Origin of the sequence: Pseudonocardia asaccharolytica DSM 44247 = NBRC 16224, assembly GCF_000423625.1 — a bacterium.
GTDB classification, from domain to species: domain Bacteria; phylum Actinomycetota; class Actinomycetes; order Mycobacteriales; family Pseudonocardiaceae; genus Pseudonocardia; species Pseudonocardia asaccharolytica.
This window is the reverse complement of sequence record NZ_AUII01000032.1, coordinates 1-24,667: the sequence shown is the minus strand read 5'-3', so window position 1 is coordinate 24,667 and position 24,667 is coordinate 1. Positions and strand designations below refer to the sequence as shown.

Here is a 24,667-nt window from a genome sequence, read left to right as displayed (position 1 = left end):
GGCCCGCCGTTGCGTTGTGGAAGAGAGGGAGGGTAGATGATCGTCCGGACGCTTGCGGAGATCACCGACACCGAGCGCGACGTCAAGACGCCGAACTGGCGTAGCAAACGGATCGTGCTGGCCGGCGATGGGGTGGGTTTCTCGGTGCACGAGACGGTGCTCGACGCCGGCTCGGTCAACGACTTCTGGTACGCCAACCACATCGAGGCCGTCTTCATCGTGGAGGGCGAGGGCGAGCTCTACGACAAGGACAACGACGTCACCTACGAGCTCGGGCCGGGTTCGATCTACGTGCTCGACGGGAACGAACACCACCAGCTGCGGCCGCGCACCCAGCTGCGGACCATCTGCGTGTTCAATCCGCCGGTGACCGGGCGTGAGGTGCACGACGAGAACGGGGTGTACCCGCTGATCATCGAGGGGGCGCAGGCGAGCTGACGTCGGTGGTGCCGGCGCGCCGCGGCGCCGGGCAGGACCGCGCCGCGCGCAGCCGCGCCCACAGCGCCCAGGACAGCAGCCCCACGGACGTCACCGCGAGCAGCGGTTGCAGCGGAGCGAACCAGGTGATCGCGCCGGTGTAGCCGAGGGCGAGCAGCGCGAGCTTGTTGCAGACCGGACAGCCCACGGCGAACCATGACAGCGCAGCACCGATCCAGGCCCGCCGCTGTGGGCGGGCCGCGGGCCCGGGTTCGGCCCGGTAGCTGGCCAGCAGCAGGCCGCTGAGAATCGCGGTCAGCGCCAGCGTGGGGTAGCTCCACCAGGTGACCGGGAGGTCACGGCCGAACCATGGCGTCGGCAGCACCGCCGTCGGGACGGCGATCAGCAGCGCCGCGACGATCGTCCCGCCCGCGGCAACCGCCCAGCGCCGAGCCGGCCAGTGGCGCATCACGGCTCCTCCTGGCGCACGGCGGTGTCCGCCGCCGGCTCGTGGCTGGTCCGCCGCCGCACCAGCCGCCACACCAGCAGCACCAGCGCGGCCAGTACCACCGTCAGCAATACCGTGACGTCGGAGAGGCCGGAGACGGCGCGCTGCACCCACACCTGCAGGTTGAACTGGCTGTCCACGCCCGCGAGGCCGCCGAGGTTCGCGGTGCCGTCGGTGACCAGGAACAGGATCCCGATGCTCACGAAGAGCAGGCCCGAGACGAGGCTGGTGCTGTGGGTGTGCAGCGGTCCGATCCGCAGCGGCCTGCCCCGCAGCCAGGACCGCGTGCCGAGCCGGAAGCGGTCCCAGAGCATTGCGAGCGCGAACAGCGGGACCGTCATGCCCAGACCGTAGGCTGCCAGCAGCAGCGCGCCATACGCCGGCGCCCCGCCGACCGCCGCCACGGTCAGCACGCTGCCCAGCAACGGGCCGGAGCAGAACCCGGCGAGGCCGTAGACCGTGCCGAGCGCGAACACCGAGGCCGGCGAGGAGATGCGCAGCCTGCCGGAGACCCGGGCCGCGGCCGTGGAGCCGAAGCCCTTGCCCAGGATGCTCAACACGCCGAAGCCGATCAGCAGCACGCCGCCGGCCGTGGTGACCACGCTCCGGTACTGGGTGAGGAGGGCACCGACTAGCGCGACACCCGCGCCGAGCGGCACGAGCATCGTGGCCAGGCCGGCGAAGAACACCGCGGTGCGGGCGACGAGCGTGCCCAGCCGCTCGAAGGCGTACGCGAAGAAGGACGGGAGCAGCAGCGCGGAACAGGGGCTCAGCAGCGACAGCAGGCCGCCGAGGAACGCGCCGAGCAGGCCGATCTCGGTCACGATGCACCCCCGGCGGCCCGCTCGATCGCGGCGACGAAGGTGTCCAGCGGGTGGGCCCCGAGCATCGGCGTCCCGTTGATCACGAAGGCCGGCGTCGCCGGCACGCCCAGCGCCGCCGCCATGGCGCTGTCGGCCTGCACGGCCTGGACGTTCTCCGGCGCTCGCATCTCCGCGCGGAAGCGGTCGAGGTCGGGGACTCCGGCCTGGCGGGCGAACTCCACCAGCGCGTCGTCGGTGAGGTCGGCATGCCCGGTTTCCGGGGCCACCGCGTAGATCGCCCGGTTGAACTCCCAGAACCGGCCCTGGGCGGCCGCCGCCCGACCGGCCTGCGCGGCCGTCGTCGACTGCGGTCCGAACATCGCGAGGTCGCGCCACTCAAGGCGGACGGTGCCGGACTCGACGTAGCGCCTCACCAGCTCGGGTTCGGTGTCGCGGCTGAACTTGGCGCAGAACGGGCATCGGTAGTCGTTGAACATGACGATGGCCACCGGAGCGTCGACCGGGCCGAGCGCCATCGGGTCGTCGGGGATGCGCTGGGCGAGATCGCCGAGCGGGCCGAGCGGCGCGGGGTCTCCGGACTGTGCGGCCGCCGTCTGCGGATTCTCTTCCGTTCCTCCGGGCGGACGCGCGACCAGCGCGCCGACCAGGGCCAGCGCGATCACGACGAGCGCGACGAGCAGCCACCGCTCCCGGCGCGAGATGCCACTGCTGGTGTTCACCACAATCCTCCGAACCACTACTACTATGTAGCATAGTAGTAGTGGTTCGGGGATCAGAACGTGGGGCAGGTGAGCAGGACGAGCCCTGCGACGCAGCTGACCGAGGCCGCCAGCGGCCCGGTCGAGGCGGTGGCGGCCAGCGCCAGTCCGGTGCGGGAACGGGCCCATCGGCTCACCCCGCGCTGCCGGCGCAGCCACGCCCGCCGATCCGCGACGGACTCGTTCGTGGCGCCCAGCGCTCCCATCGGGGCGTCACCGCCGGCCACATCGGCCAGCGCGTCGCTCACCGTCTCGGCGCCGCATTCCCGCGCGGCTGCGGCGTCCGCGGCCACCTCCACCAGTACGCGGACGACTGCGGGCAGCTGCCGGCACAGCGGCGCGATGGGCAGCGCTCGATGGGTGGCATCGGCCAGCAGCACCAGCACATGATGCCTGCCCCGCAGATGCGCGCGCTCGTGCGCGACGATGGCTGCCCGGTGCGGTCCGGTCAGCCGGGCCACCGCGGTCGTGGCGACGACGACGCCCGCTCGTCCGCCGATGCTGAACGCCATCGGTGCGTCCTCGTCGAGCCAGAACACGGAGTCCTCGCGGCGGCACACGAGCCGCAGCAGGGACAGCTGCTCGGCTCGCCTGCGCCGGTCCCGTCGCACCAGCCGGACGGTGATCACGGCCCAGCGCAGGACCGCGATCCCGGTGGTCGCCGCGAGGACGATCGCGACGACCTGCGCCCAGGGGACCGGTTCGCCGGTGGTGGCCGCGTTGAGGCAGTTGCGGGCCATCCCGAAGAGGCCGTCGACCTCGGTGCCGCCAGGGATGGCCAGGATCGCCGCGCCGGCCAGCGCACTCGCCCACATCGCGACCGTGGACCCGATCCACGCGGCGAGCGCCAGACCCGGCTGCACCGCAGGGGTGAGCAGCCTGCACAGATATCGTGGTCCGAGGGTGGCGATGAGGGGCGCGCCGAGGATCAGTCCGATGCCGAGGGTCACGAGCCCTCCGGTCGCTCGCCGAGGGCCCGGCGCAGCAGGGCGGACTCCCGCCGGCTGATGGTGCGGGCGAAATGCAGCAGCACGCGCTCGGGATCGCCGCTGGCGTCGAGCACCTCGCGCAGCACCTGGGCCCCGGCCTCCGCGCGGCTGTGCGCGGGCCGGTAGGCCCACGCCCGGCCAACGCGCTCGCGGCGCACCCAGTCCTTGCCGTGGAGCTTGTCGAGGACGGTCATCACCGTGGTGTAGGCAAGCGGTCGGCCGTGCGCCTCGAGAGTCTCGCGCACCTCGCGAACCAGTAATGGCCGGTCGGTGGCCCACAACAGGTCCATGACCGTCGCCTCGAGTTCGCCGAGACCTCGCATCCGTCACCTCCGCCGCCGGCGATCGACCATATCCGCGGGTCAGCTCAGGCGGGAGAGCAGGCTCTGCGCGCCGACGAAGACCCCGACGAGCAGAAGCAGCACCGCGAACGCCTGGCCGAGCGCGCGCCCGGGCAGACGTTCGGCGATCCGTTTCCCGGCAAAGCAGGCGACGATCGCGGCGATCAGGAACGGTGCGACGACCTCCCAGTCGAGCGTGAGGCTGTCGGCCCGGGCGCCGAGCGAGGCCACAGAGTTGATCACAATGATCAGGAACGAGGTCCCGATGGCCGGTGCGATCGGCATCCGGAGCGCGAAGACCAGGGCGGGGACGACGAGGAAACCGCCGCCGACGCCGAGCAACCCGGTGAGGAACCCGACGGTGAGGCCGGCGAGGAGGGCCTTCGCCGCCGTCCCGAGCCGGGAGCTGTGCGCGGTGGCCGGGGCGCGGGTCGCGACGGCGGTGGCCGATCGGGTCGTCTCCGATCCTCCCGCAGGCCCCGTCGGCTCTGGCGGCTCCGGTGGCTCGGCGCCGCCGTCCGCGGGGGTCTTGACCAGCATCGCGGTCGCGCACACCAGGATCAGGGCGGCGAAGGCGAGCAGCAGGACCGGCTGGGACAGCCGCGCGTTGAGCATCGTGCCGAGGTAGGCGGTGCCGACTCCGACCAGTCCGAACCCCAGGCCGGTTCGCCACTGCACCAGTCCCGCCCTGGTGCGGGCCAGCGCGCCGACCAGTGCGGTGATTCCGACGATCACCAGGCTGCTGGTGGTGGCCTCCAGGGCGGTCTGCCCGAGGAGGTAGACCAGCACCGGAACCGCGAGGACGCCGCCACCGCCGCCGAGTGCCCCGATCACGATCCCGACGACGAGGCCGAGACCTACCGCCGCCCCGACGATCACCTGCCCTGCCCTGCCCAGCGCTGCGGGCGTCCTGGTGCACGTCGGTCATGCGCTGGTCTCCCTGGTTACCCGGTCGGCGCCTTCAAGCCCGGTCCTAATGTACGGTCTTTTGGGAGATCCGCTCAATGAGACGGTGAGCATCCGGGCGGGGTCGGCCGGATCGTTGCTTCGCCGACGATTCGGCGCGGTCGACGTCGCGAACCGGGGCCTGCGCATGGTTCAATGTCCGGGCAATGGACGCGACGGGCAGAGGTGGAAACATGCAGGTCAGCACGGCCATGATCCAGCCGCCAGGCCGCTGAGCCGCGCCCGATATGGCTGCCATCGCGCGCGTTCCGGCAGATTCGGACGCCGATTCCCCGACCTCGTCTTCCGTTGGGCGCCGGGTCGGCGCGGTGTCCTGGGACGACGCCCGGGCCCGTGCCCACGCCGCCGCCCGGCCGCTCCCGGCGGTACACGTGGAGCTGGCCGCAGCATCGGGTGCCACGCTGGCCGAGCCGTTGACCTCGCTGGTCGACCTGCCCTCCTTCGACCGCTCGGCGATGGACGGCTACGCGGTGTGCGGCGAGGGCCCGTGGACGGTGGTGGGGGAGGTGCTGGCCGGGTCGTCCTCGGCGCCGCGGCTGACCCGCGGCCAGGCCTGTGAGGTGGCCACCGGCGCACTGCTGCCGGAGGCCACCACCGCGGTACTGCCGTATGAGAACGCGGTGCGCGAGGGACGGCAGCTCACCGGGCCCGTCTCGCCGGGCGGCCATATCCGCCGCGCGGGCGAGGAATGCGGCACGGGTGAGCCGCTCGCACCCAGCGGCGCCGTCGTCAGCCCGCAGCTGCTCGGGCTGGCCGCCGCCGCCGGCCACGACCGGCTTCGGGTGCACCCGAAGCCCCGGGTGCGTGCCCTGGTCACCGGCGACGAGGTCTGCGTCGCGGGGATCCCGCCGATCGGCCAGGTGCGCGACGCGATCGGTCCGATGCTGCCCGGCCTTGTCGACTGGGCCGGCGGCACGCTGACCGCCACGACCTACCTTCCCGACTCGACGACGGCGCTCGCCGAGGGGCTGGCCCAGGCCGAGGCGGATGTGATCCTTGTCTCCGGCTCGTCCTCGATCGGGCCCGCCGATCACCTTCGCGACTGTATCGACCGGCTCGGTGGGCAGCTGTGGGTGGATGGGGTCCGGTGTCGTCCGGGGCACCCGCAGGCGCTCGCCGCGCTGCCCGACGGGCGCCTCCTGATCGGCCTGCCGGGAAACCCGCTGGCCGCGCTGGTCGGATTCCTCACCCTCGTGGTCCCCGCGATCACCGGACTGCGCGGTGCGGCGCTGGACGACCTGCCCGCGGTCTCCGACAGCTCGCTGCCCCGGCATCCCACATCGACCAGATTGCTGCCGATCCGGACCGAGAACAACGGACGCCTCGCGGCGGTCAACCATCACGCGAGTGCGATGCTGCGCGGGGTGGCGATGGCCGAGGCGCTCGCCGTCGTTCCGCCGGAGGGCTCCGATTGTCCGGTTCGGCTCCACGGACTGCCGGGCTGACCGGGCTGAACTGCGGGGAGCGAGAATATGACGATGACGGCCGACGGTGACGCGCGACGCGACCCGCCCACCACCCTCACCACCACCGCCCGCCGCTCATGGCGTTCGACGCTGCCCCGGGACATCGTCGCCGGGGTCAGCGTGGCGATGGTCGGAATTCCGCAGTCGCTCGCTTACGCCGAGCTCGCCGGGATGCCCCCGGTGGTCGGGCTGTACTCGGGTGCCCTCCCGCCGATACTCGCCGCGCTGTTCGCGTCCTCGCCCTATCTGCAGACGGGCCCGGTGGCCATCACGGCCCTGCTCACCTTCGGGGCGTTGAGCACGATGGCCACGCCGGGCAGCCCGGAATACCTGAGCCTCGGGCTCGGCCTCGCCCTCGTCGTCGGTCTGGTCCGGGTGCTGCTCGGGTTCCTGCGAGCGGGCTGGCTGGCCTACCTCATGTCGCAACCGATGCTGCTGGGATTCATCCCGGCCGCGGCCCTGCTCATCGCCGGTTCCCAGACCGCGAAGGCACTCGGGGTCGAGGCCTCCGGGCACGGCAACGTGCTCGCCGAGGCGGTATGGGCGTTACTGCACCCGAACCTGTGGAACCTCGCCGCCATCGCCATGACCGCAATGACGATCCTGTTCGTCCTGGGCGGTCGGCGGCTGCATGCGCTGTTTCCCGGAGTGCTGATCGCAGTGATCATCGGCACGGTGATCTCGGCGCTGGGCGGGTACGCCGGGACCACCGTCGAGCACATCCCGGTCGGCTTCCCACCGCTCACCGTGGACAACCTGCCCTGGGGCCGGATGCCCGAGCTGGTGCTGAGCGGGGTGCTGATCGCCTTGATCGGGTTCACCGAGGCGGCGTCGATCTCCCGGCGGTTCGCGTCGGAGGAGCGCAGCCGGTGGAGCGCCGACCGGGAGTTCATCAGCCAGGGCGTGGCGAACGTGACCGCGGCATGCACCGGCGGGATGCCCTGCGGTGGGTCGTTCTCCCGCAGCTCGGTGAACCGGCTGTCGGGGGCCCGGACCCGGCTGGCTGGCGGGTTCACCGGCCTGACCGTGCTGGCGTTCCTGCCGATCGCCTGGGTTCTCGAGCCGCTGCCGCTCGCGGTGCTGGGCGCCATCGTGATCTCGGCGGTGCTCGGCCTGATGAAGTTCCGACCGTTGGTACGGCTGTGGCGCTACTCCGTGCCGCAGGCGGTCGTCGCGTGGGGGACGTTCCTGGCCACCGTGCTGCTGACCCCGCGGCTGGACTGGGCGGTACTCATCGGGATCGGTCTGTCCCTCGCCGTGTTCCTCTGGCGCGAGCTGCAGCTGGCCATCGACGTGTCTGAGGCCGACGGGCTGATCGAGTTCACCCCACGCGGCGTGCTGTGGTTCGGCACCGCGCATCGGTTGGACAGCGCGCTGCTCGACGCGCTGGTGGCGCATCCCGACGCGGACCGGCTGCGGCTGCACCTGAGCCGGTTGGGCCGGATCGACACCAGCGGCGCGCTGGCCTTGCGCGCGCTGTTGGATCAGGCGCGCACGGCGGGTCTGGACGCCGAGATCACCGACGTTCCACCGCAGTCACGGCAGCTCATCGATCGGATCCTCACCCCGGAGCGGGATCCGCTCGGCTGATCGAGGATCTCGCCACCAAGATGGTCCGCAGTGCGCCGGGCTTCGGCCCGGCGCACGACACAGATTCGGATCGTCGAACCGCACCGACACCACGCGACGGGCATGAGATGGTCGCATCCAACGGATGCCCCCGTGTGGGTTGATGTGGCCTTCAGCAGGCCACATCGTCCCAGCTCAGAAGGGCTCCGTGCGTTACGCCCGATGCAGCGCCAGGCACGGGCCGACGCCGTTCCACAGCTCGTCGACGTCGACGTCGAACAGCACCCGGCCCTGGTGATCAGCGGTCCGCTGCCGTCGGATGCGGACGGCGCGGTCGGCCACCTGGTCCCCGAGACCCAGGATGCCGAGCGCGCGAGCGGCGGCGACGCCGGCGACGCCGGCGCCGACGAGCACCCGAACGCCGCCACCCCGCATGGTCCACCTCAGCCGGCAATAGGATGTGAGCATGGCCGGGTGGTGAAGCGGGCGTTCAGGTACCGCTTCTACCCGTCTGCCCAGCAGGCGGCCGAGTTGTCGCGGACCTTTGCAGCAGAGCCTGCGGCACCTGCAGGCGGGGTTCGCGGCGTTCTGGGCCAAGCGCGCCCGCTACCCGCGGGTCAAATCCCGCAAGCGGTCCCGCCAGTCCGCGGAGTACACCCGCTCGGCGTTGCGCCACCGGGACGGGCGGCTGACCCTGGCGAAGCTGGCCCAGCCGCTGGACATCGGTGTCGTGGTCGCGGTCGGGCCACAGCCGGGCCGGACCGGTGACCGCGCCGGCGCCGGCCCGCCCGACGAGCTGGACCTGGCTCAGCCCGGCCGCGATCCGCCGCTGCTCGACCAGCGCCAGTCGAGGACCAGCCGCCGGGCCGGCCGTCCGGTGCGGCCGCTCACGGCCCGATCCGGGGCAGACCGCGCAGGTCGGTGATAGAGCCGTTGCCGAACGAGCGGCCCGGCAGGGCGATCCCGGCGCGGGCCGCGCCCCGCGCGCACCGCCGCTCGAGTCCGCGCTCGGGCAGCGGGGCGCCGTCGGGGTCGGTGAACACCCGCCGGTCGCGCTGGTCGCGGCCGTGCTGGTCGGCTCGCCCGCGGTCGCGGGCGGCTGCAGCACGGCGCGGAGGGCCGGAGGTCGGCGGGCTCATGCCCGAGGCCGTCGTCCGACTGATCTCGGCGGTGGCCGCTGATGTTGACCTCGTCGGGCTGGGTATCGCGGAGTACGTCCCTCGCGACGCGCAGACCCTGCAGTCGATCAACGCCGCCTGGGTGCACGGCCTGCGCGCCGACGTCGGCACCGACGCCACCGCGCGCGGGGCGGCCGGCCCGCCCCGATGTCCGAGAGGGCCGGCCACGGCGCACCCTCAGGAACCGACCAGGTCGTCGATCTGGTTGATCGCCGACGTGGCGCCCTCGACCACACCCATGTCCAGCACCTGCTGCAGCGCCTCGGCGGACTCGTAGGTGCTCACGTAGATCGCGCGAGTGCCGCCGTCGTGCTCGGTGAAGGTGTAGACGTTCGTGGAGACCGGCATCCCCGGGTTCGCGTTGAAGTCCAAGTCGGCGAAGCCGTCGACGAAGGAGAAGCTCGTCGGCTCCTCGACGGCCGTGATCTGCCAGTACCCGGCGTGCTTGTCGCCCTCCGGGCCGGTCATCACGTAGGTCACGCGGCCGCCGGGGCTCAGGTCGTGCTCGACCACGGTCGCCGGGTAGGTCGGTGGCCCCCACACCTTCTCCAGCTGACGCGGATCGGCGTAGACCTGCCAGATCCGCGCCACCGGGGCGGCGAAGTCGGCGGTGATGGTCAGGGTCAGGTTGTCCAGGTCCTGCCGGACATCGGTCACGGGCATGGTTCGGTCCTCCGGTCGGGGTCGGCTGCGATCAGTTCGTCGATGCGCGCGATGCGGCCACGCCAGAGCTGTTCCAGCTCGGTGAGCATGGACGCCACCGACCGCACCGCCTCCACGTCACCGCTGGCCAGCTGCTCGCGGCCGCTGCGTCGCTTGGTGAGCAGACCGGCCTTCTCCAGCACGGCGACGTGCTTTTGCACCGCGGCGAAGCTCATGTCGTACTTCGCCGCGAGCGCGGAGACCGAGTGCTCCCCGGCCAGTACGCGGCGCATGATGTCGCGCCGGGTCCGGTCGGCGAGCGCGTGGAACAGGGCGTCCGCCCGCTCCTCGTCCTCCTCGGTCACCGTCCAAACATACAACCGAATAGTTGTATGTTGTCAAGGGTCGACCTCCGGCGGGAGCGGCAGCAGAGCTGTCCGCGTGTGGGCACATCCGGGCAGATCGGTGGTGGCTGCGACACGACCCGACAGGTGTCGGCTTGTGGCTGCGGCGACGGCAGGCACTGCCATTCTCGTGGCGCCGGACCACTGTCATTCTCCTGTCGCCTCACATCGGCCGCGATCGCCCGGTTGGTCTTTCCGACCGCCACCAGGCCCAGCACCTGCGCCTCCCGTGCGGTCAGCCCGCCGCCTCGCTGATCTGCCTCCGCGAGAGCGCCGCGACGCGGGCCAGGTCGGGCCCGGGCCCAGGTGCTGGAACACCCACCGGGCGGCGTCGAGCTCCATCTCCGCCGACTCGTCGTCCCCGAGCTCCCGGCGGGCCAGGCCCATGAGGGCCCGGGCGCGGGCGGCCTCGTAGGGGGCGCTGAGTTCCTGCCACGCCGCCCACGCACCGCGCAGGATGCCCAGCGCTTCCTGCCCGGCGCCCTCGCCGAGCAGCACGGCCCCGACCGCGTGCGCCGCCGCCGCGCGCAGCAGCGGAGCCCGACGTACTCGGCCATCTTCCCCAGTTCCTCGGCGGCACTGCGGGCCGCGCCGACATCGCCGGCGGTCAGCACGCAGTCGAGCCGGTTGTCATCGAGCAACCGGCTCGCGCGGGCGAGCCACCCGCTGCTGCGCGCCACCTCGCCCCTGAGCAGCAGCTGGAGGCCCAGCCAGAACGCACACCGGTCGCTCGTGCGGGCTCGCCCCGGCACCCCCACTCGCGATACGCGCGCGCCGACAAGTCGTCCCCGAGCGCGTCCCGACCGGCCAGATACGCAGCCGTCACGAGCAGCTCAAGGTCCCTCGGTTCCAGGTGGGACTCACGGTCCGCCGCCACCGCCGCAATGCCGACCTGCTGCGATCTTGAGTGCTCCACGGGCGCGGTCCGACTGTCACGGCGAGTGTGAGGCGCGGCGTTGCCACGCCGTCGGAGCCGATCGGTGATCTCCGTCACGGGGTCGGCCTCGGTCGCCGGGGCTCGGGAAGGTGGACCGCTTTCTCCCCCCTCCCACCTGTGCTCGGAGTGCGGGTCGATCAACGGACCGGAACCGTTGTCGGTACGGACCTGGGAATGCTCGTGCGGCGTCCATGACCGGGACCTGAACGCGGCGAAGAACATCCTCGCGGCGGGACGCGCCGAGAGGCGAAACCGTGGACCCGACGGACCGGTGCCACGCTTCGTTCGTCGTCGAAGTGTCCGACCAGCCGCTCCCGCCGATGGGAACCGAGGTGGGTATCGACCTCGGACTGGAGCCCTTCGCCGTCCTCCCCGACGGCCGGAAGATCGGTAACCCGAGGGGTGCGGAAGGCGCACCGCAAGCTCCGCCGAGCCCAGCAGGAACTCGCCCGCCGCCGGAAGGGGTCCGGAGCCGGGCGCAGTCGGTCCGCACGGTCGACCGCTGGTTCCCGTCCACTCGCCTGTGCTCGGACTGCCAGGCCCTCGGCGACGCCACGCCGCTGGACGTGCGGGAGTGGGCCTGCCCGTGCGGGGCGATACATGACCGGGACGTCAACGCCGCGATCAACATTCTGACCGCCGGGCGGGCGGACAGATCAACACCTGTGGCGGCGCCGCCAGACTCCGGGAGACCGGAGCAGGGGCCGGTGAAGCAGGAACCCGCCGGGAGCGCGGGGTGAACCGCGCAGACCGGAATCTCCTGCCTTCAGTCGGGGGAGGACGTCAGGAGACGCTCAGCGGGAGCGAGCGGCGCAGCAGACTGCGCCGCACCGCGGGCAGCGCGGTGGCGATCCGGGTGAGCTCGACGGCCGACGCGGCGGCGGGGGAGTCGAGCACGACCGGACGGCCGCGGTCCCCGGCCGCGCGCAGCTCGATGTCCAGGGGAACCTGGCCGAGCAGCGGGGCGTCGACCTCCGCGGCGAGCTGGTCGCCGCCGCCGGAGCCGAACACCGCGGTGTGCTCGCCGCACCCCGCGCACACCGACGCGCTCATGTTCTCCACGACCCCGGCGATGGGCATGCCCGCTTCGCGGGCCATCCGGCCGACCCGGGTGGCCACCGTGCGGGCCGCGGCCTGCGGGGTGGTGACCGCGAGCAGGGCGGCGTCGGGCACGAGCTCCAGCAGCGACATCGTGATGTCGCCGGTGCCCGGTGGCAGGTCGAGTAGCAGCACGTCCAGCCCGCCCCAGGCCACGTCGGTGAGGAACTGCTGCAGTGCCTTGTGCAGCATCGGGCCGCGCCACACGACCGGCGTGCCGTCGGCGACGAAGAACCCGGTCGAGATGAGCGCGACGCCGTGGGCCTGCACCGGCAGCATGACGCCGCCGAGGGCGACGGGCGTGCGGTGCACGCCGAACAGCTGCGGGATCGAGTAGCCCCACACGTCGGCGTCGAGCACCCCGACGCGCTGGCCGCTCGCGGCCAGCGCGACGGCGAGGTTGGCGGTGACGGTGGACTTGCCGACCCCGCCCTTCCCGCTGGCCACCGCGTAGATGCGGGGGGTGGCGGTGGCCGGCGGGGCAGCGGCGCGCAGCCGCTCCCCCAGCTCGACCCGGTCGCGCTGGCCCATCGGGGCGAACTCGACGACCGCCTCGCGGACGCCGGCGACGCCGGTGGCGGCCGCCACCACGGCTGCCCGCAGTTCGTCGGCCAGCGGATAGTCGGTGGCCAGCAGCGCCACCGGCACCCGGACCCGGCCGCCACGGTCGTGCACGGTGCCGACCGCGGCGAGCCGGTCCAGGCTCAGCCCGGATTCGGGTTCGATGACCTCACCGACCGCCGCCGCGACCCGTTGCGGGTCCGGCGACGTCCTGGCGGCGATCCTGGGGAACACCTCGACCTCCCTGATCCGGCCTGGTCCGGTCAGTCCCCGGAGCCGGACGCCCGGAACGCGCGGCGGCGGGGCTTCACCGGGCGCATGAGGAACTCGGGACGGCGCTGTCCGCCGGGCCCCAGGGTGGCCCGGGTCTTGGTCAGCCATTCCTGGTAGACCTCGCGGGAGCGGCGGGTGTCGACGTAGACGTCGCCGTAGCGGTCGCCCGCGTGGGCCTTCTCCATGCGGACCTTCTGCAGCCAGCAGTGCATGCCCGACCAGGGATCGGCCTGCACCCCGAACGCGAGGTTCTGGTGCACCCCGGGGTCGTCCCACCAGATGCGGGAGCTGTCCGGGTCGTCCGAGGCGAAGGCGCCGACCCCCTTGCGGTAGCGCAGCAGCCAGGTGTCCTCGCCGTCGGGGTGGGTGATGTCGACCAGCCCGGAGACCCAGCGGCTGCCGGTGTGCTCGTGCAGCCGCCAGCGGCCCATGTGGTGGCTCAGCGCGCACACCCCGGGGCGGATGGCCTCGGTGGCCCACACCCGGGCGACCAGGTAGCCGATGGAGGTGTTGAGCCGGACCAGGTCGCCGGTGGCCACGCCGTGGCGGGCCGCGTCGGCGGCGTTGAGCCACAGCGGGTGGGTGTTGGAGATCTCGCTGAGGTACTTGGTGTTGTTGGAGCGGGTGTGGATGAGGGTGGGCAGCCGGAAGGTGGGCACCAGGACCAGGTCGCCGGCGTCGAGGTCGAGCTCGGTGTGGGCGACGTGGGAGGGGATGTAGCCGGGGGTGGCGTACTCCTCCCAGCCCCAGTCGCGCATGGTGGGGGAGTAGACCTCCAGCTTGCGCGAGGGGGACAGCCAGCCGGCCGTGACGGTGCCATCGGCGTGCTGGACGCCCACCGCGCCGGCCTCGCCGATCAGCGGCGGGATCGAGTCGTCGGTGGTGGGCTTGCGCAGCACCCCGTTCTCGTCCGGCACCGCGCCGTCGAGCTCGGCGGCGGTCAGCGGGCGCTCGTCGGCGCGGTAGATGTCGGAGTCGACCTCGACCACGCCGTAGCGGCGCATGTAGGCCAGCGGGGTCAGCCCCTCCTTGGCGGCCTTCTCCGGCAACCCGGGCACCCGGTTCTCGAACACCCACCGGTAGTACTCGTCCACGGTGATCTTCTCACCGGGTTGGTAGGGGGATTCGAAGTGCTTGCGGATGCCCAGGGAGCCGTCCGGGTCGATCCGCCAGGACAGCTCGAACCAGAACTCGTTCTCCTCCCACACCTCGCCCGGGTTGACGTCGCGGGTGTCGGTGAACGGACGGCCCTGCTTCTCCATCGCGACCCGGCGCACCGGCTGGCGGAAGCCCAGCCACTTGGCCGCGTGGGTTTCATACGAGTGGGTGTCATGCCGTTCGGTGGAATGCCCCATCGGCAACACGTAGTCGGCGAACTCGGCGGTCTCCGACCAGGTCGGGGTGAGCGCCACGTGCAGGCCGACCTTGTCCGGGTCCGACAGCGCCTGGAGCCAGGTGAACCCGTCGGGGTAGGTCCAGATCGGGTTGAACACCCGGGAGAAGTACACCTCGACCCGGCCGCGGCCCTCGTTGAGGAAGTGCGGCAGCAGGATCGACATCTCGTTGCAGGTCAGCGGGTACTCCGCCGGCCAGGCCAGCTCGTTCCAGTGGTCGTGCGCGCCCACGTCGGGACCGTGCGGGATGAACTTGTTCCACCCGTTCGGGCTGGTGCCGCCCTCGGTGCCGATCGACCCGGTCAGCCCCAGCACGAACCACAGCGCCCGGGCGACCTGCCAGCCCCCGTAGTTCCCGGCCGCGGCCGAGCGCCAGATGTGCGCGGCCAACCGTCCGTCGCACCGGGAGACCAGCTCGGCCAGCTGCGCGATCTGGGCCTCGGGCACCTTCGCCTCGGCCGCGGCGAAGGCGAAGGTGTAGCCGGCGTAGTCGGCCTCCAACCGGTCCAGGAACGCCTCGAAGCTGCGCGGCGCGTCGGGGTGCCGGTTGTCCAGGTAGGTCTCCCAGTTGAACCAGCGCCGCAGATACGACTCGTCGATCCGCCTCGTGCGCAGCAGGTAGGAGGCCACCGACAGCAGGATCGCGGCCTCGCTGCCCGGCCACGGCGCCACCCACACATCCGCGTGCCCGGCGGTGTTGGACAGCCGCGGGTCCAGCACGATCAGCTTCGCTCCGGACTGCTTGGCCTCCATGATCCGCTGGGCGTGCGGGTTGAAGTAGTGCCCGGTCTCCAGGTGGCTCGACAGCAGCAGCAGCACCTTGGCGTTGGCGTGGTCCGGGGAGGGGCGGTCGTACCCGCCCCACAGGGTCTGCCCGAACCGGGCCCCCGAGGAGCACACGTTGGTGTGGGAGTTGTGCCCGTCCACCCCCCAGGCCTGCAGCACCCGCTCCACGAAGCCGTCCTCGCCGGGCCGGCCCACGTGGTACATGACCTCCTCATGGCGGCCCGCGGTGATCGAGGCCCGGATCCGGCCGGCGATATCGTCCAGCGCCGCATCCCAGGACACCTGCTCCCACTGCCCGCTGCCGCGGGCCCCGGTGCGTCGCAACGGGTACAGGATCCGCTCCGGATCGTGGATCTGGTTGATCGTGGCCGGGCCCTTGGCGCAGTTGCGCCCCCGCGACCCGGGATGCGCCGGGTTGCCCTCCACCTTCTTCACCGACAGGTCGTCCTTGTCGACATAGGCCAGCAGCCCACACGCCGACTCGCAGTTGAAGCACGTGGTCGGGATCAGCATGTAGTGGTGGGGCACCTTGCGTGGGTGCGCCTTGGCGTCGTACTCGACGTGGTCGTCCCAGGTCTCCGGCGGCGGGAAGTTGCGCAAACCCTCATGCCGGCGAGCACCAGGCAGCAGGTCGGTCATCGGGAGCTCCTCTAGGACAGGGGGACGTCTTGCGCGGCCCGGACGAACACGGACTCATATGCCAGCAGCGCGACCTGCACGACGAGCCCACCGGCCACCGCAGCCAGCAGCGGGCCGGTCCAGCCCAGCCCGGCGAGCACGGCGCCGACCAGGGCCAGCCCGATCCCGCCGAGCCAGAACGTGCGGGCGTAGCGGCCACGGGTCACCAGATGGGCGGCCGCGCCCGCGTTGCGCGTGGAGTGCCGGCCCAGGTACTCCAGCAGCACCATCACCAGATGCGCGACGGTGGCCACGGCCAGCGTGCCGACCAGCAGGTTGCGGCCTGCGTCATCGACCCCACCGAGCACCGCGGCGGCCAGTACCAGCGGCGCGGAGCCGACCATGAGCGCCTGCACCAGCAGATGCCAGAACAGCAGCGGCGACTGCCACAGGTCGCGGCCCTCGGCCTGGCCGAACAGGAAGGCCGTATACCCGGCGGTGAGCGCCGCGGCGATCGCGGTGGGCACCGCCAGGCCGGTCAGCACCGCATCCATGCCCAACAGCGCGAACACCAGCCAGGCGAAGAACAGCCCGGAGGCGATGGCCAGTACCGCCGCGCCCCAGAACAGCCAGGACGTCGGGTTGGGCTTGAGGAAGATGAACAGGAACCGCTCGGGGCGCTTGAGGTCCCACACCAGCAGCACCCCGGTCACCGCGGCGCCGGCCAGGCCGACGACCGGGGCGACCACATCGCCGACGGCGCCCAGCTCCACGCCCAGTAGGTGGGCCAGCGCGGCGAGCATCATCGCGCCCGCGGCCACCGCCTTGGTCCACAGGTAGGTGGTCACCCGCCACCCCCACGGCCGCGGATGCGCGGTGTTCAGCGTGGTCCGGGCCCCGCTCACCGGGTCGGTGGGCAGCTGCGCGGACACCTCGGCGCGATGCGCATCCGGCCGGGAGAAGATGTAGGACTCGTCCACCGGGGCGGCCAGCGGATCGAGCACTGCCCGGTCCGCGCCCAGGTAGAACACGTTCGGCCCGGTCTGCTGCTCGGGCGCCCGCACCGTCACCGGGTTGGTGTTGACCAGCCGCGAGATCCCCGACTCCGGATCGTCGAGGTCACCGACCCAGATCGAATGCGTCGGGCACACCACGACGCACGCCGGCTCCAGCCCGGCGTCGACCCGGTGGGCGCAGAAGTTGCACTTGGCCGCGGTGTGCGTGTCCTCGTCGATGTAGATCGCGTCGTACGGGCAGCCCTGCATGCAGCTCTTGCAGCCGATGCACCGGCTGTTGTCGAAATCCACGATCCCGTCGTCGCGGACGAACAACGCCTTGGTGGGGCAGATCTTGACACAAGGGGCGTCGGTGCAGTGATTGCACCGCATCACCCCGAAATCACGCGTGCTGTTGGGGAAGGTGCCCTGATCGACATACTTCACCCAGGTGCGGAATTGACCGACCGGCACTTCGTGCTCGGTCTTGCAGGCGACCGTGCACGCGTGGCAACCGATGCACGTGCGCTGGTCGATCGCGAAGCCGTAACGCATGGAGCCTCCGTCGCCCGTGGTGGTGGCCACACCCTATTGGTGTCCGAACATCCACACAAGTCACCCGGACATTTCAGCAGTTCGTCAGCGTAGGAGCAGCACTATCGCGGCACATCCGAGCGCCGCGATCGAGGCGCTGGTGAGTAGTGCGGGCCCCAGCAGGCCGATCGGCCGGCCACTGGCCAGGCGGCGGATGGAGCGGCGGTAGCGAACCCGGAGGCCGATGATCGTCGCGGCCCCCAGCGCCAGTGCCAGCGAGGCGATCACCACGGCCGCGATCGAGGAGTGGTGCAGCGCGAGCCGGATCGTGCCGAGCGCGGTGACGATGGACGCGAGCGCGGTTCGCTGCCACGCGAGGGCGGTGCGCTCGGGTTGCAGCCCGGCGTCCCACACCTGGTCGTTCACCACAGGGTCGTTCCCTGCGGGGCGGTCACAGGGCATCCCAGACCAGCGTCACGACGCCGGCTGCGGCCAGCACCACCAGGGCCACGACGAGCAGCCCCGCGACCCGCGGGTCGGGCAGCGGGCGCTGCAGGCGCAGCGACAGCTCGATCCGCTGCCATCGGCCGTATGCCGCGATCGCGGCGATCGTCCCGGTGAGGCAGGCACCACCCGCCACGATGCCGATGAACGCCGGACGGGCCACATGGTCCTGCAGCGCGGTGGCGGCGATCCCGGTGACGACGAACGCCAGCGCGGTGCGCAGCCAGGCCAGCAGAGTCCGTTCGTTGGCCATGGTGAACCGGGGGTCCGGCTCGCTGCCCACCTCGTAGATGCGGCTGGGTCTGCGCCGATCCGCGGGCTCGCCGTCGTCGGTCGCTCCGGCGCTCTTGCGCCGCCGGCGGGATCCAAGGTTATGCTCCACCTCACACACCTTCGCCAGGCTAAAGGTACGGGCATGCGAATAGTCGGATGGCCGGCCGCCGCGCGGGTTCACCAGGAACGTGTTCCGGTGAGATTCTGAGGCATCGGAGGAGCGGTGGCACACACCCGTCAGCAGCGTTGCGACGGCGGTCCGAAGCATTCGACGACCGCAGCCGCCGAACCCGGATCGCGAGGTCCGGATCCGGTCAGCCATGAGCGGGACGAGTCCGGTGGCCGCCAGGTCCGGCGGATGGCCGCTCGTTTCGCCGCGGTAGTGGCCGCCGCGCACCGGGCCGGCGTGCCGTTCTGAGCTCGTTCCCGTAGCGAGCCCTGCGGTACGGCCCCGGGATCACCGGATCACGCGAGGCGCCGGGCGTCGACGCCCAGCTGATAGCCGTCGCGCGCCGAGAACTGGGCACTGACGCCGAACCGGTCGCCGCGGACCAGGGTGTTGCGCCACTCGACCGGACGGTCGCGGGCACATCCCAGGCGGTCGATGGCGAAGGCCGCCGTACCCTGCCCGATTCCCAGCAGCTTCCGCTCGGCGGCGGTCGGGATCACCGCCCTGATGTGCTCCTCGCCCCCGGTCAGGCGCACCCCGCAGCGGCGGGCGTACTCGTCGTAGAGCGCCGTACGGGTGAAGTCGACGTCGAGCAGAGGCCGGGCGAGCTGCGCGGGCAGCCACACCCGATCCAGAGCCAGCGGTTCCTCGTCGGCCAGCCGCAGCCGCTCCAGGTACACCAGCGGAACCGACTCCTCGAGCCCCAGCCTGGTCGCCATGACGCCGTCGGCCCGTACGTCCAGGCGCCGGATGACGCTGCGCTGGATGTGCCCGGTCGCCTCGACGGCGGAGAACAGGCTGTACACCGCCCCCAACGGTTGTTCGATCTCGACCGGACCGGCCAGCCGCGGGGTCATTCCCCGGCCTGCGACGACCGTTCCGTCCTCGCGCAGCCTGCGCAGTGCCTCGCGCACCGTGTGCCTGCTGACACCGTACTCGGCGACGAGTGCGAGCTCACCCGGGAACGCGTCGGTGAACTCACCGGCATCGAGCCGCCGCCGAAGATCGGCCAGGATCTGCGCCCACAGGGGCAATGGATGATCCCGATCCACCGGGCGAGGGCCTCGCTGCGTCGCCTTCCTCGTCATCTACACCGTCCCCCGCACCGTCGACCGTATCCCTGTTAATGTACGGTCGTTCGATCGATACCGGCAAGTTTCGACACGGCGTAGTCGTGGACGATTTCACTGTCAGGCAAGGAATCGGACGATCTCGCATATCTCGCGAACCAGGCCAGCATCTCCGGATGGGTGATCGCCCCGTCGGCGGCCACCTCGGCGGGCCGGGCGCCCTGCAAGATCCGCTCGACGGGCACCTCGAGCTTCTTTCCGGTCAGCGTGCGGGGTACGGCCGGCACCGCGACGATCATGTCCGGGACGTGCCGGAGGGAGAGTCCATCGTCGACGCAAACACGTCGGCGCCACGCCCGGCGAGCACCGGCGGCGGAGCTGACCGGCCGCGCCCGCCGATGGCCGGTGCTCGGGCCCCGCAGCCGGATAGGCTCGTGGCGTGGGGACCATCGTCAGCTTCCACGCCCATCCCGACGACGAGTCGATCGGCTCCGCCGGCACGTTGGCCCGCGCCGCGGCGGCGGGGCATCGCGTCGTGCTCGTTTTCGCCACCCGCGGCGAGCTGGGGGAACCGGTTCCTGATGTGCTGGGCGACGGCGAGCAGCTGGCCGTGCGGCGTTCGGCGGAATGCTTCGCCTCGGCGAAGGCGATCGGCGCCCACCGCGTGGAGTTCCTCGGCTACGTCGATTCCGGGATGATGGGCGAGCCGAGCAACGATGCGCCGTACTGTTTCTGGCAGGCCGACGTCGAGCACGCCGCGCGACGGCTTGCGGTGATCCTCGACGAGGAGGAGCCCGACGTCCTCACCGTCTACGACGACAACGGCGGCTACGGGCATCCCGATCACATCCAGGTGTACCGCGTCGGACTGCGGGCCGCCGATCTGAGCGCCGTCCCGGTCGTCGCCCAGGGGACGATCAACCGCGACTGGGTTCTCCGCGGGATGGAGCAGATGGCGAAGGAACGCGCGCTGCCCAACGGCTGGGAGCCACCGCGGATCGATGCCCCCAACTTCGGCAAGCCGGAGTCGGAGATCACCCACCGCGTCGATGCCGTGGATTTCGTCGAGGCCAAACGCGCCTCGATGCTGGCGCACGCCAGTCAGATGGGCCCCGACCACTTCATGTTGACGATGCCCGAGCCGATGTTCGCGATGGGGCTGGGAACGGAGTTCTACATCGTCGATCCGGAGCCCAGCCCGGTCGCGGCCCCCGCTCTGTTCCGGGAGCTGTTCATCCCGCTGCACGAGCGGTAGCCCGGATCGACCAGGTCCCGAGTAAACCTGCCCGATCGCCAGATGGATGGACAGCGCCGCCGATGGAATGAGCCGTCGGCTCCATCCCGGCATCCCGGTCGAACAAGCCGATCCCGATTCAGTTCTCTTCTCGTCGAGGAAAAGCGCCATCGGCCATTGAAGTGATCCCAACGAGGTCAGTAGCGCTTGCGGCGTGACACACCCATAACGGGCAATCCGGGCGGTCGTGGCCGAGAATGGGGTCCGCGACCAGGACGATGTCGCCGTCGTCGGCGCCGGGTTCAGGGTGTCGCGGGCGATGGCCCACCGCTACCGCGACGAGGTCCTCACCGTGCTGGCCACGCAAGCCCCCGACCTGCACGAGGCGCTCCGACGGCTGCCGATCTGGGTCTCCCACGTCGTTCCGGGCACCGGCACGACATCACCGCCGCCCGCGCCCTCGGCGCGCTGCACTGGGCAGCGTCCCAACTCGGGCCCGATCAGCCTCGCCGACGGCGGCTACGTCGGCGCCGGGCAGGCCTTTGAGCGGGCCGTGGCGGCCCGCGGAGAAGCCCGAAAGAATGCCGTACCCAGGCGCAGATATGCGGTGCGTCGCGACTGTCCGGCCACGGTCGACAGAATGGTGGTGCACGCCACGTCGGCCGGGCAAGCCGTCGGTCAGCGAAAGCTCCGATTGCCTGATAGCGCGGTTCTATGACCGGTACCTACCCGAACGACCGTGGCTGGTAACGTGCGTGCCCGGGCCGGTTAGGCTCCCGCGGATGTGCATGCCCGTCGGCCGTCACTGCCTGGCCCGGTGACGTGTCGCGCGCGCAGTGACGTGCTGATCCGTCAGCTGGAGTATCTCGTCGCGCTCGGCCGGGAACAGCATTTCGGACGGGCGGCAGCAGTCTGCTACGTCAGCCAGCCGGCGTTGTCCGCGGCGATCCGAAAGCTCGAGAACGAGCTCGACGTCACGATAGTGTTGCGCGGGCGGCGGTTCGAGGGGTTCACCGATGAAGGGCGCCGCGTCGTCGGCTGGGCACACCGGATCCTCGCCGAACGCGACGCGCTGCTCGCCGACCTCGATCGGATGCGCAACGGGCTCAGGGCCACCGTCCGGATCGGTGCGATCCCGACGGCGGTCCCGGCGACACCCTTGATGTCCAGCCTGTTCTCGACGCGGTACCCGCTGGCGCGGGTCCGGATCGAATCCCTCTCGTCCCGAGAGATCAGCAGGCGGCTCGCCGAGTTCGAGCTCGACGCCGGAGTCACCTACCTCGACAACGACACCCCGCCCGGCACCCGCAGCGTCGAGCTGTACCGCGAGCGCTACCGGCTGCTCGTCCCGGCCGACGACGAGCTTGCCCGCGAATCGGTCGTGGAATGGGCGGCCGCGGCCGCCTTGCCGCACTGCGCCCTCATGTCCACGATGCGCAACCGCCGCGTCCTCGACGCGAACATGGCCGCGGCCGGTGCGACCCTCGTCCCGGTCGTCGAGACCGATACCGTCGGCGCGCTGTACGCCCACATCGCCACGCGGCGGCTGGCGAGCATCGTCGCGCACACCTGGTTGCACGCCTTCGGCGTGCCCGAGGGCATGTGTGTCCGGCCGCTCGCCGAGGTGCGGCCCCGCCCCGCCGTCGGGTTGATCGTCTCCGACCGCGAACCCACCTCGATCGTCGTGGACGCGCTCGTGGATGCCCTCAGCGGCGCCGATCTGTCCGAGGCGCTGGAGCGGTCGCTCCCGCCGGTCATTCCCGGATAGTCGGATCGGCAGCGATCCGGCCGATGAACGTCGAGTCTCCCGCGCGTGCGGAAACGCCCATGCCGTGACCGCCGCCGTCACGCACCCTGACGTCGTCGAAGTGCCGGTCGCGGAGCGCCGCGACCACGGCGGAAATCACCCGTTCGCCCGACGTCGGGGCCGCATCGTAGAGGATGTGCAGCGCACCGCCCGGGGCCAGCGCCGAGCAGAGCCGGTCGAGTTCGGCCGGTGCGGCCCGCGTCCAGAACAGGTTGACGTTCACGCAGAACGCGGCGTCGAGACTGCCCGGCGGGACGTCGACCGCGGCAAGGGCGCACTGCCGTATCTCCAGCCGTCCCGCCGCGAGGTGGGCGGCGTTGCGCCGGGCGGCGCGCTCGACCGCCACGGCGGACCGGTCGATGGCGAGCAGGTGTCCGCCGTGTAGCCGGGCGCAGACGAGCGCGGCCGCGACGCCGTTCCCGCAACCGATCTCGAGAAGCCGATCCGCGGGTTGCGGATCGAGCACGTCCACTGCCCACCGCAGCCGCAGCGGGACCCGCTCAACCATTGCTGCACGCCGCGGGGGTCTCGCCCGGCCGCCGCCGTAGGCGGGCATCGTCCCGCAAACACGTCACGCGACGAGACGATAGTCACAGGGGCGTCGGCGGTGCGGTGCCGAGGCGGGGCGCCACGGGCGGCGCCGCCGGGCCGGTCGCCGCAGGTCGCCCGGGCTGGTCGGCAGCCGTGGTGGACGCGGCACCGGCGGGCCGCGGTGCCCGCCCGTAAAGACCCCGGCGGGGCCGGGGCCGGACCCACCGTTGGGTGTTCTACTTCCGGTAGAGCACAATGTCCGCGCAGGAGGCCGCCCCCGGGCCCCGACCATCACCCGGGAGCGTCTGCGTACGTCTGCGGAGATAGAGTCCGGGCCTGCTCCACCAAGAGGCCAGTGCAGGAGGAACAGTGACAGCCGTCGCGCCCAAGCCGATCACGACGCGCCCGTATCCGGCGCGCCGGTCGGTCAAGGGATCCATGCTGCTCAAGATGATGCGGACGACGGATCCCAAGGACATCGCGATCCTGTACATGATCACCTCGTTCGCGTTCTTCATGGCCGGCGGGGCGATGGCGCTGCTGATGCGCGCCGAGCTCGCGGTGCCCGGGCTGCAGTTCCTGTCGAACGAGCAGTTCAACCAGATGTTCACCATGCACGGCACGATCATGCTGCTGCTGTACGCGACGCCGATCGTCTTCGGGTTCGCGAACTACATCGTGCCGCTGCAGATCGGCGCCCCGGACGTGGCCTTCCCCCGGCTCAACGCGTTCTCCTACTGGCTGTTCCTGTTCGGCGGGCTCACCGTCATGGCCGGGTTCCTCACCCCGGGCGGGGCCGCGGACTTCGGGTGGTTCGCCTACGCCCCGCTCTCGGGCCCGATCTACTCGCCCGGCGCCGGCGGCGACCTGTGGATCATGGGGCTGGTCGTCGCGGGCCTGGGCACCATCCTCGGGGGCGTCAACTTCGTCACCACGATCGTGTGTATGCGCGCCCCGGGCATGACGATGTTCCGGATGCCGATCTTCACCTGGAACATCTTCGTGACGACGGTCCTGGTCCTGATCGTGTTCCCGCCGCTGACCGTCGCCCTGCTCGGCATCGAGATCGACCGGCAGCTGGGCGGGCACGTGTTCGACCCGGCCAACGGCGGGGCCATCCTCTACCAGCACCTGTTCTGGTACTTCGGCCATCCCGAGGTCTACATCGTGGCGCTGCCGTTCTTCGGCATCGTCTCGGAGATCTTCCCGGTGTTCGCCCGCAAACCGATCTTCGGCTACAAGGGTCTGATCTTCGCCACGCTGTCCATCGCCGCGCTCTCACTCGCGGTGTGGGCGCACCACATGTACGCCACCGGCGCGGTGGTGCTGACCTTCTTCGCCCTGATGACGTTCCTGATCGCGGTGCCGACCGGGATCAAGTTCGTCAACTGGATCGGCACCCTCTGGCGCGGGAGAATGACCTTCGAGACCCCGATGCTGTTCTCGCTCGGGTTTCTCGCCACGTTCCTGTTCGGCGGGGTGACCGGGGTGCTTTTGGCCTCCCCGCCGCTGGACTGGCACGTCTCCGACACCTACTTCGTGGTCGCCCACTTCCACTACGTGCTGTTCGGCACCATCGTGTTCGCCACCTACGCCGGCATCTACTTCTGGTTCCCCAAGATGACCGGCCGGCTGCTCGACGAGGGCCTCGGCAAAATCCATTTCTGGCTGACCTTCCTCGGGTTCCACACCACGTTTCTGGTCCAGCACTGGCTGGGCAACGAGGGCATGCCCCGCCGCTACGCCGACTACCTGCCCACCGACGGGTTCACCACCCTGAACACGATCTCCTCGATCGGCGCGTTCGTCCTGGGCGCCTCG

Annotated in this window: 28 protein-coding genes; 10 read left to right on the top strand and 18 right to left on the bottom strand. The window is 71.3% G+C overall.

Features of this window, described 5'->3' with window-relative positions:
- The first annotated feature begins 36 nt into the window (after positions 1-36).
- Complete coding sequence (locus G567_RS0121630; RefSeq protein ID WP_028931619.1) at positions 37-438, top strand: ectoine synthase; 402 nt, start codon at positions 37-39, stop codon at positions 436-438.
- Here the strand turns inward: G567_RS0121630 and G567_RS0121625 are convergent.
- From G567_RS0121625 to G567_RS0121600, 6 genes are read right to left on the bottom strand one after another with little or no spacing between them, the layout of a single operon-like run.
- On the bottom strand, positions 413-886 hold the full coding sequence (locus G567_RS0121625; protein ID WP_028931618.1) for a hypothetical protein: 474 nt from the start codon (positions 884-886) through the stop codon (positions 413-415). The genes G567_RS0121630 and G567_RS0121625 overlap by 26 nt on opposite strands.
- The gene (locus G567_RS30455) at positions 886-1,749 is read right to left on the bottom strand and encodes a cytochrome c biogenesis CcdA family protein (RefSeq protein ID WP_051233388.1); all 864 of its coding nucleotides are present in this window, start codon (positions 1,747-1,749) and stop codon (positions 886-888) included. The genes G567_RS0121625 and G567_RS30455 overlap by 1 nt, the downstream gene beginning before the upstream one ends.
- Entirely contained in the window at positions 1,746-2,468 is a 723-nt protein-coding gene (locus G567_RS0121615; protein WP_307724174.1) for a DsbA family protein, read from the bottom strand. The genes G567_RS30455 and G567_RS0121615 overlap by 4 nt, the downstream gene beginning before the upstream one ends.
- 53 nt (positions 2,469-2,521) lie before the next feature.
- The gene (locus tag G567_RS34485) at positions 2,522-3,457 is read right to left on the bottom strand and encodes a M56 family metallopeptidase (RefSeq protein WP_028931616.1); all 936 of its coding nucleotides are present in this window, start codon (positions 3,455-3,457) and stop codon (positions 2,522-2,524) included.
- On the bottom strand, positions 3,454-3,819 hold the full coding sequence (locus G567_RS0121605; protein ID WP_028931615.1) for a BlaI/MecI/CopY family transcriptional regulator: 366 nt from the start codon (positions 3,817-3,819) through the stop codon (positions 3,454-3,456). The genes G567_RS34485 and G567_RS0121605 overlap by 4 nt, the downstream gene beginning before the upstream one ends.
- A 39-nt stretch (positions 3,820-3,858) precedes the next feature.
- On the bottom strand, positions 3,859-4,716 hold the full coding sequence (locus G567_RS0121600) for a sulfite exporter TauE/SafE family protein (RefSeq protein WP_028931614.1): 858 nt from the start codon (positions 4,714-4,716) through the stop codon (positions 3,859-3,861).
- A 395-nt stretch (positions 4,717-5,111) separates the two neighbouring features.
- Between G567_RS0121600 and G567_RS30450 the strand changes: the two genes are divergently transcribed.
- Positions 5,112-6,248, top strand: coding sequence for a molybdopterin molybdotransferase MoeA (locus tag G567_RS30450; RefSeq protein ID WP_051233393.1), 1,137 nt, complete (start codon positions 5,112-5,114; stop codon positions 6,246-6,248).
- Between the two features lie 27 nt (positions 6,249-6,275).
- On the top strand, positions 6,276-7,859 hold the full coding sequence (locus G567_RS30445) for a SulP family inorganic anion transporter (protein WP_051233387.1): 1,584 nt from the start codon (positions 6,276-6,278) through the stop codon (positions 7,857-7,859).
- A 192-nt stretch (positions 7,860-8,051) separates the two neighbouring features.
- Here G567_RS30445 and G567_RS36375 read toward each other — a convergent pair whose 3' ends face one another.
- Complete coding sequence (locus G567_RS36375; RefSeq protein ID WP_028931613.1) at positions 8,052-8,273, bottom strand: hypothetical protein; 222 nt, start codon at positions 8,271-8,273, stop codon at positions 8,052-8,054.
- A gap of 109 nt (positions 8,274-8,382) precedes the next feature.
- Between G567_RS36375 and G567_RS36370 the strand changes: the two genes are divergently transcribed.
- Positions 8,383-8,763: a hypothetical protein gene (locus G567_RS36370; RefSeq protein ID WP_028931612.1), complete on the top strand. Its 381-nt coding sequence runs from the start codon at positions 8,383-8,385 to the stop codon at positions 8,761-8,763.
- Here G567_RS36370 and G567_RS35245 read toward each other — a convergent pair.
- The 3 genes from G567_RS35245 to G567_RS0121565 all read right to left on the bottom strand — a co-directional run bounded on the left by G567_RS35245 (position 8,726) and on the right by G567_RS0121565 (position 10,023).
- A complete protein-coding gene (locus G567_RS35245; RefSeq protein WP_028931611.1) occupies positions 8,726-8,977 on the bottom strand; it encodes a hypothetical protein in 252 nt (83 codons plus the stop codon). The genes G567_RS36370 and G567_RS35245 overlap by 38 nt on opposite strands.
- A 216-nt stretch (positions 8,978-9,193) precedes the next feature.
- Positions 9,194-9,679, bottom strand: a complete 486-nt coding sequence (locus tag G567_RS0121570; RefSeq protein WP_028931610.1) for an SRPBCC family protein — start codon at positions 9,677-9,679, stop codon at positions 9,194-9,196.
- Complete coding sequence (locus tag G567_RS0121565) at positions 9,670-10,023, bottom strand: ArsR/SmtB family transcription factor (RefSeq protein WP_028931609.1); 354 nt, start codon at positions 10,021-10,023, stop codon at positions 9,670-9,672. Before G567_RS0121565 ends, G567_RS0121570 begins: the two co-directional genes overlap by 10 nt.
- A 1,019-nt stretch (positions 10,024-11,042) precedes the next feature.
- On the opposite strand from G567_RS0121565, the gene G567_RS36365 reads away from it, so the two are divergent.
- A complete protein-coding gene (locus tag G567_RS36365) occupies positions 11,043-11,393 on the top strand; it encodes a zinc ribbon domain-containing protein (protein WP_373865925.1) in 351 nt (116 codons plus the stop codon).
- Positions 11,320-11,739, top strand: a complete 420-nt coding sequence (locus G567_RS0121560; protein ID WP_084796338.1) for a zinc ribbon domain-containing protein — start codon at positions 11,320-11,322, stop codon at positions 11,737-11,739. The genes G567_RS36365 and G567_RS0121560 overlap by 74 nt, the downstream gene beginning before the upstream one ends.
- Before the next feature lie 43 nt (positions 11,740-11,782).
- On the opposite strand, the gene G567_RS0121555 is transcribed toward G567_RS0121560, so the two are convergent.
- The 7 genes from G567_RS0121555 to G567_RS35690 form a co-directional block, all read right to left on the bottom strand.
- Positions 11,783-12,892: an Mrp/NBP35 family ATP-binding protein gene (locus tag G567_RS0121555; protein WP_051233386.1), complete on the bottom strand. Its 1,110-nt coding sequence runs from the start codon at positions 12,890-12,892 to the stop codon at positions 11,783-11,785.
- Positions 12,893-12,921: 29 nt separating this feature from the next.
- On the bottom strand, positions 12,922-15,750 hold the full coding sequence (locus G567_RS0121550) for a molybdopterin-dependent oxidoreductase (RefSeq protein WP_028931606.1): 2,829 nt from the start codon (positions 15,748-15,750) through the stop codon (positions 12,922-12,924).
- 11 nt (positions 15,751-15,761) lie between these two features.
- Positions 15,762-17,309, bottom strand: a complete 1,548-nt coding sequence (locus G567_RS0121545; RefSeq protein ID WP_245585746.1) for a 4Fe-4S dicluster domain-containing protein — start codon at positions 17,307-17,309, stop codon at positions 15,762-15,764.
- Positions 17,310-17,363: 54 nt separating this feature from the next.
- On the bottom strand, positions 17,364-17,684 hold the full coding sequence (locus G567_RS30440) for a DUF202 domain-containing protein (RefSeq protein WP_161631736.1): 321 nt from the start codon (positions 17,682-17,684) through the stop codon (positions 17,364-17,366).
- Positions 17,685-17,709: 25 nt separating this feature from the next.
- Positions 17,710-18,144 carry a YidH family protein gene (locus tag G567_RS30435; protein ID WP_211224006.1) on the bottom strand — a complete coding sequence of 145 codons (435 nt, stop codon included), beginning with the start codon at positions 18,142-18,144 and terminating at the stop codon, positions 17,710-17,712.
- Positions 18,145-18,500: 356 nt separating this feature from the next.
- Positions 18,501-19,238: a GntR family transcriptional regulator gene (locus G567_RS0121530; RefSeq protein ID WP_425414265.1), complete on the bottom strand. Its 738-nt coding sequence runs from the start codon at positions 19,236-19,238 to the stop codon at positions 18,501-18,503.
- Between the two features lie 89 nt (positions 19,239-19,327).
- Positions 19,328-19,573, bottom strand: a complete 246-nt coding sequence (locus G567_RS35690; protein WP_028931603.1) for a hypothetical protein — start codon at positions 19,571-19,573, stop codon at positions 19,328-19,330.
- Between the two features lie 140 nt (positions 19,574-19,713).
- On the opposite strand from G567_RS35690, the gene G567_RS0121520 reads away from it, so the two are divergent.
- The 3 genes from G567_RS0121520 to G567_RS0121510 all read left to right on the top strand — a co-directional run bounded on the left by G567_RS0121520 (position 19,714) and on the right by G567_RS0121510 (position 22,276).
- A complete protein-coding gene (locus G567_RS0121520; protein WP_028931602.1) occupies positions 19,714-20,529 on the top strand; it encodes a PIG-L family deacetylase in 816 nt (271 codons plus the stop codon).
- Between the two features lie 226 nt (positions 20,530-20,755).
- The gene (locus G567_RS37275; protein ID WP_037057835.1) at positions 20,756-21,226 is read left to right on the top strand and encodes a hypothetical protein; all 471 of its coding nucleotides are present in this window, start codon (positions 20,756-20,758) and stop codon (positions 21,224-21,226) included.
- Positions 21,227-21,325: 99 nt separating this feature from the next.
- Positions 21,326-22,276 (top strand): LysR family transcriptional regulator, encoded by a 951-nt coding sequence (locus tag G567_RS0121510; RefSeq protein WP_037057834.1) that lies wholly within the window; start codon positions 21,326-21,328, stop codon positions 22,274-22,276.
- Here G567_RS0121510 and G567_RS32390 read toward each other — a convergent pair.
- Positions 22,263-22,823, bottom strand: coding sequence for an SAM-dependent methyltransferase (locus G567_RS32390; RefSeq protein WP_051233385.1), 561 nt, complete (start codon positions 22,821-22,823; stop codon positions 22,263-22,265). The two genes, G567_RS0121510 and G567_RS32390, sit on opposite strands and share 14 nt — an antisense overlap.
- Before the next feature lie 392 nt (positions 22,824-23,215).
- On the opposite strand from G567_RS32390, the gene G567_RS0121500 reads away from it, so the two are divergent.
- Positions 23,216-24,667 (top strand): cbb3-type cytochrome c oxidase subunit I (locus G567_RS0121500; RefSeq protein ID WP_028931600.1); only part of this gene is annotated, 1,452 nt, incomplete at its 3' end.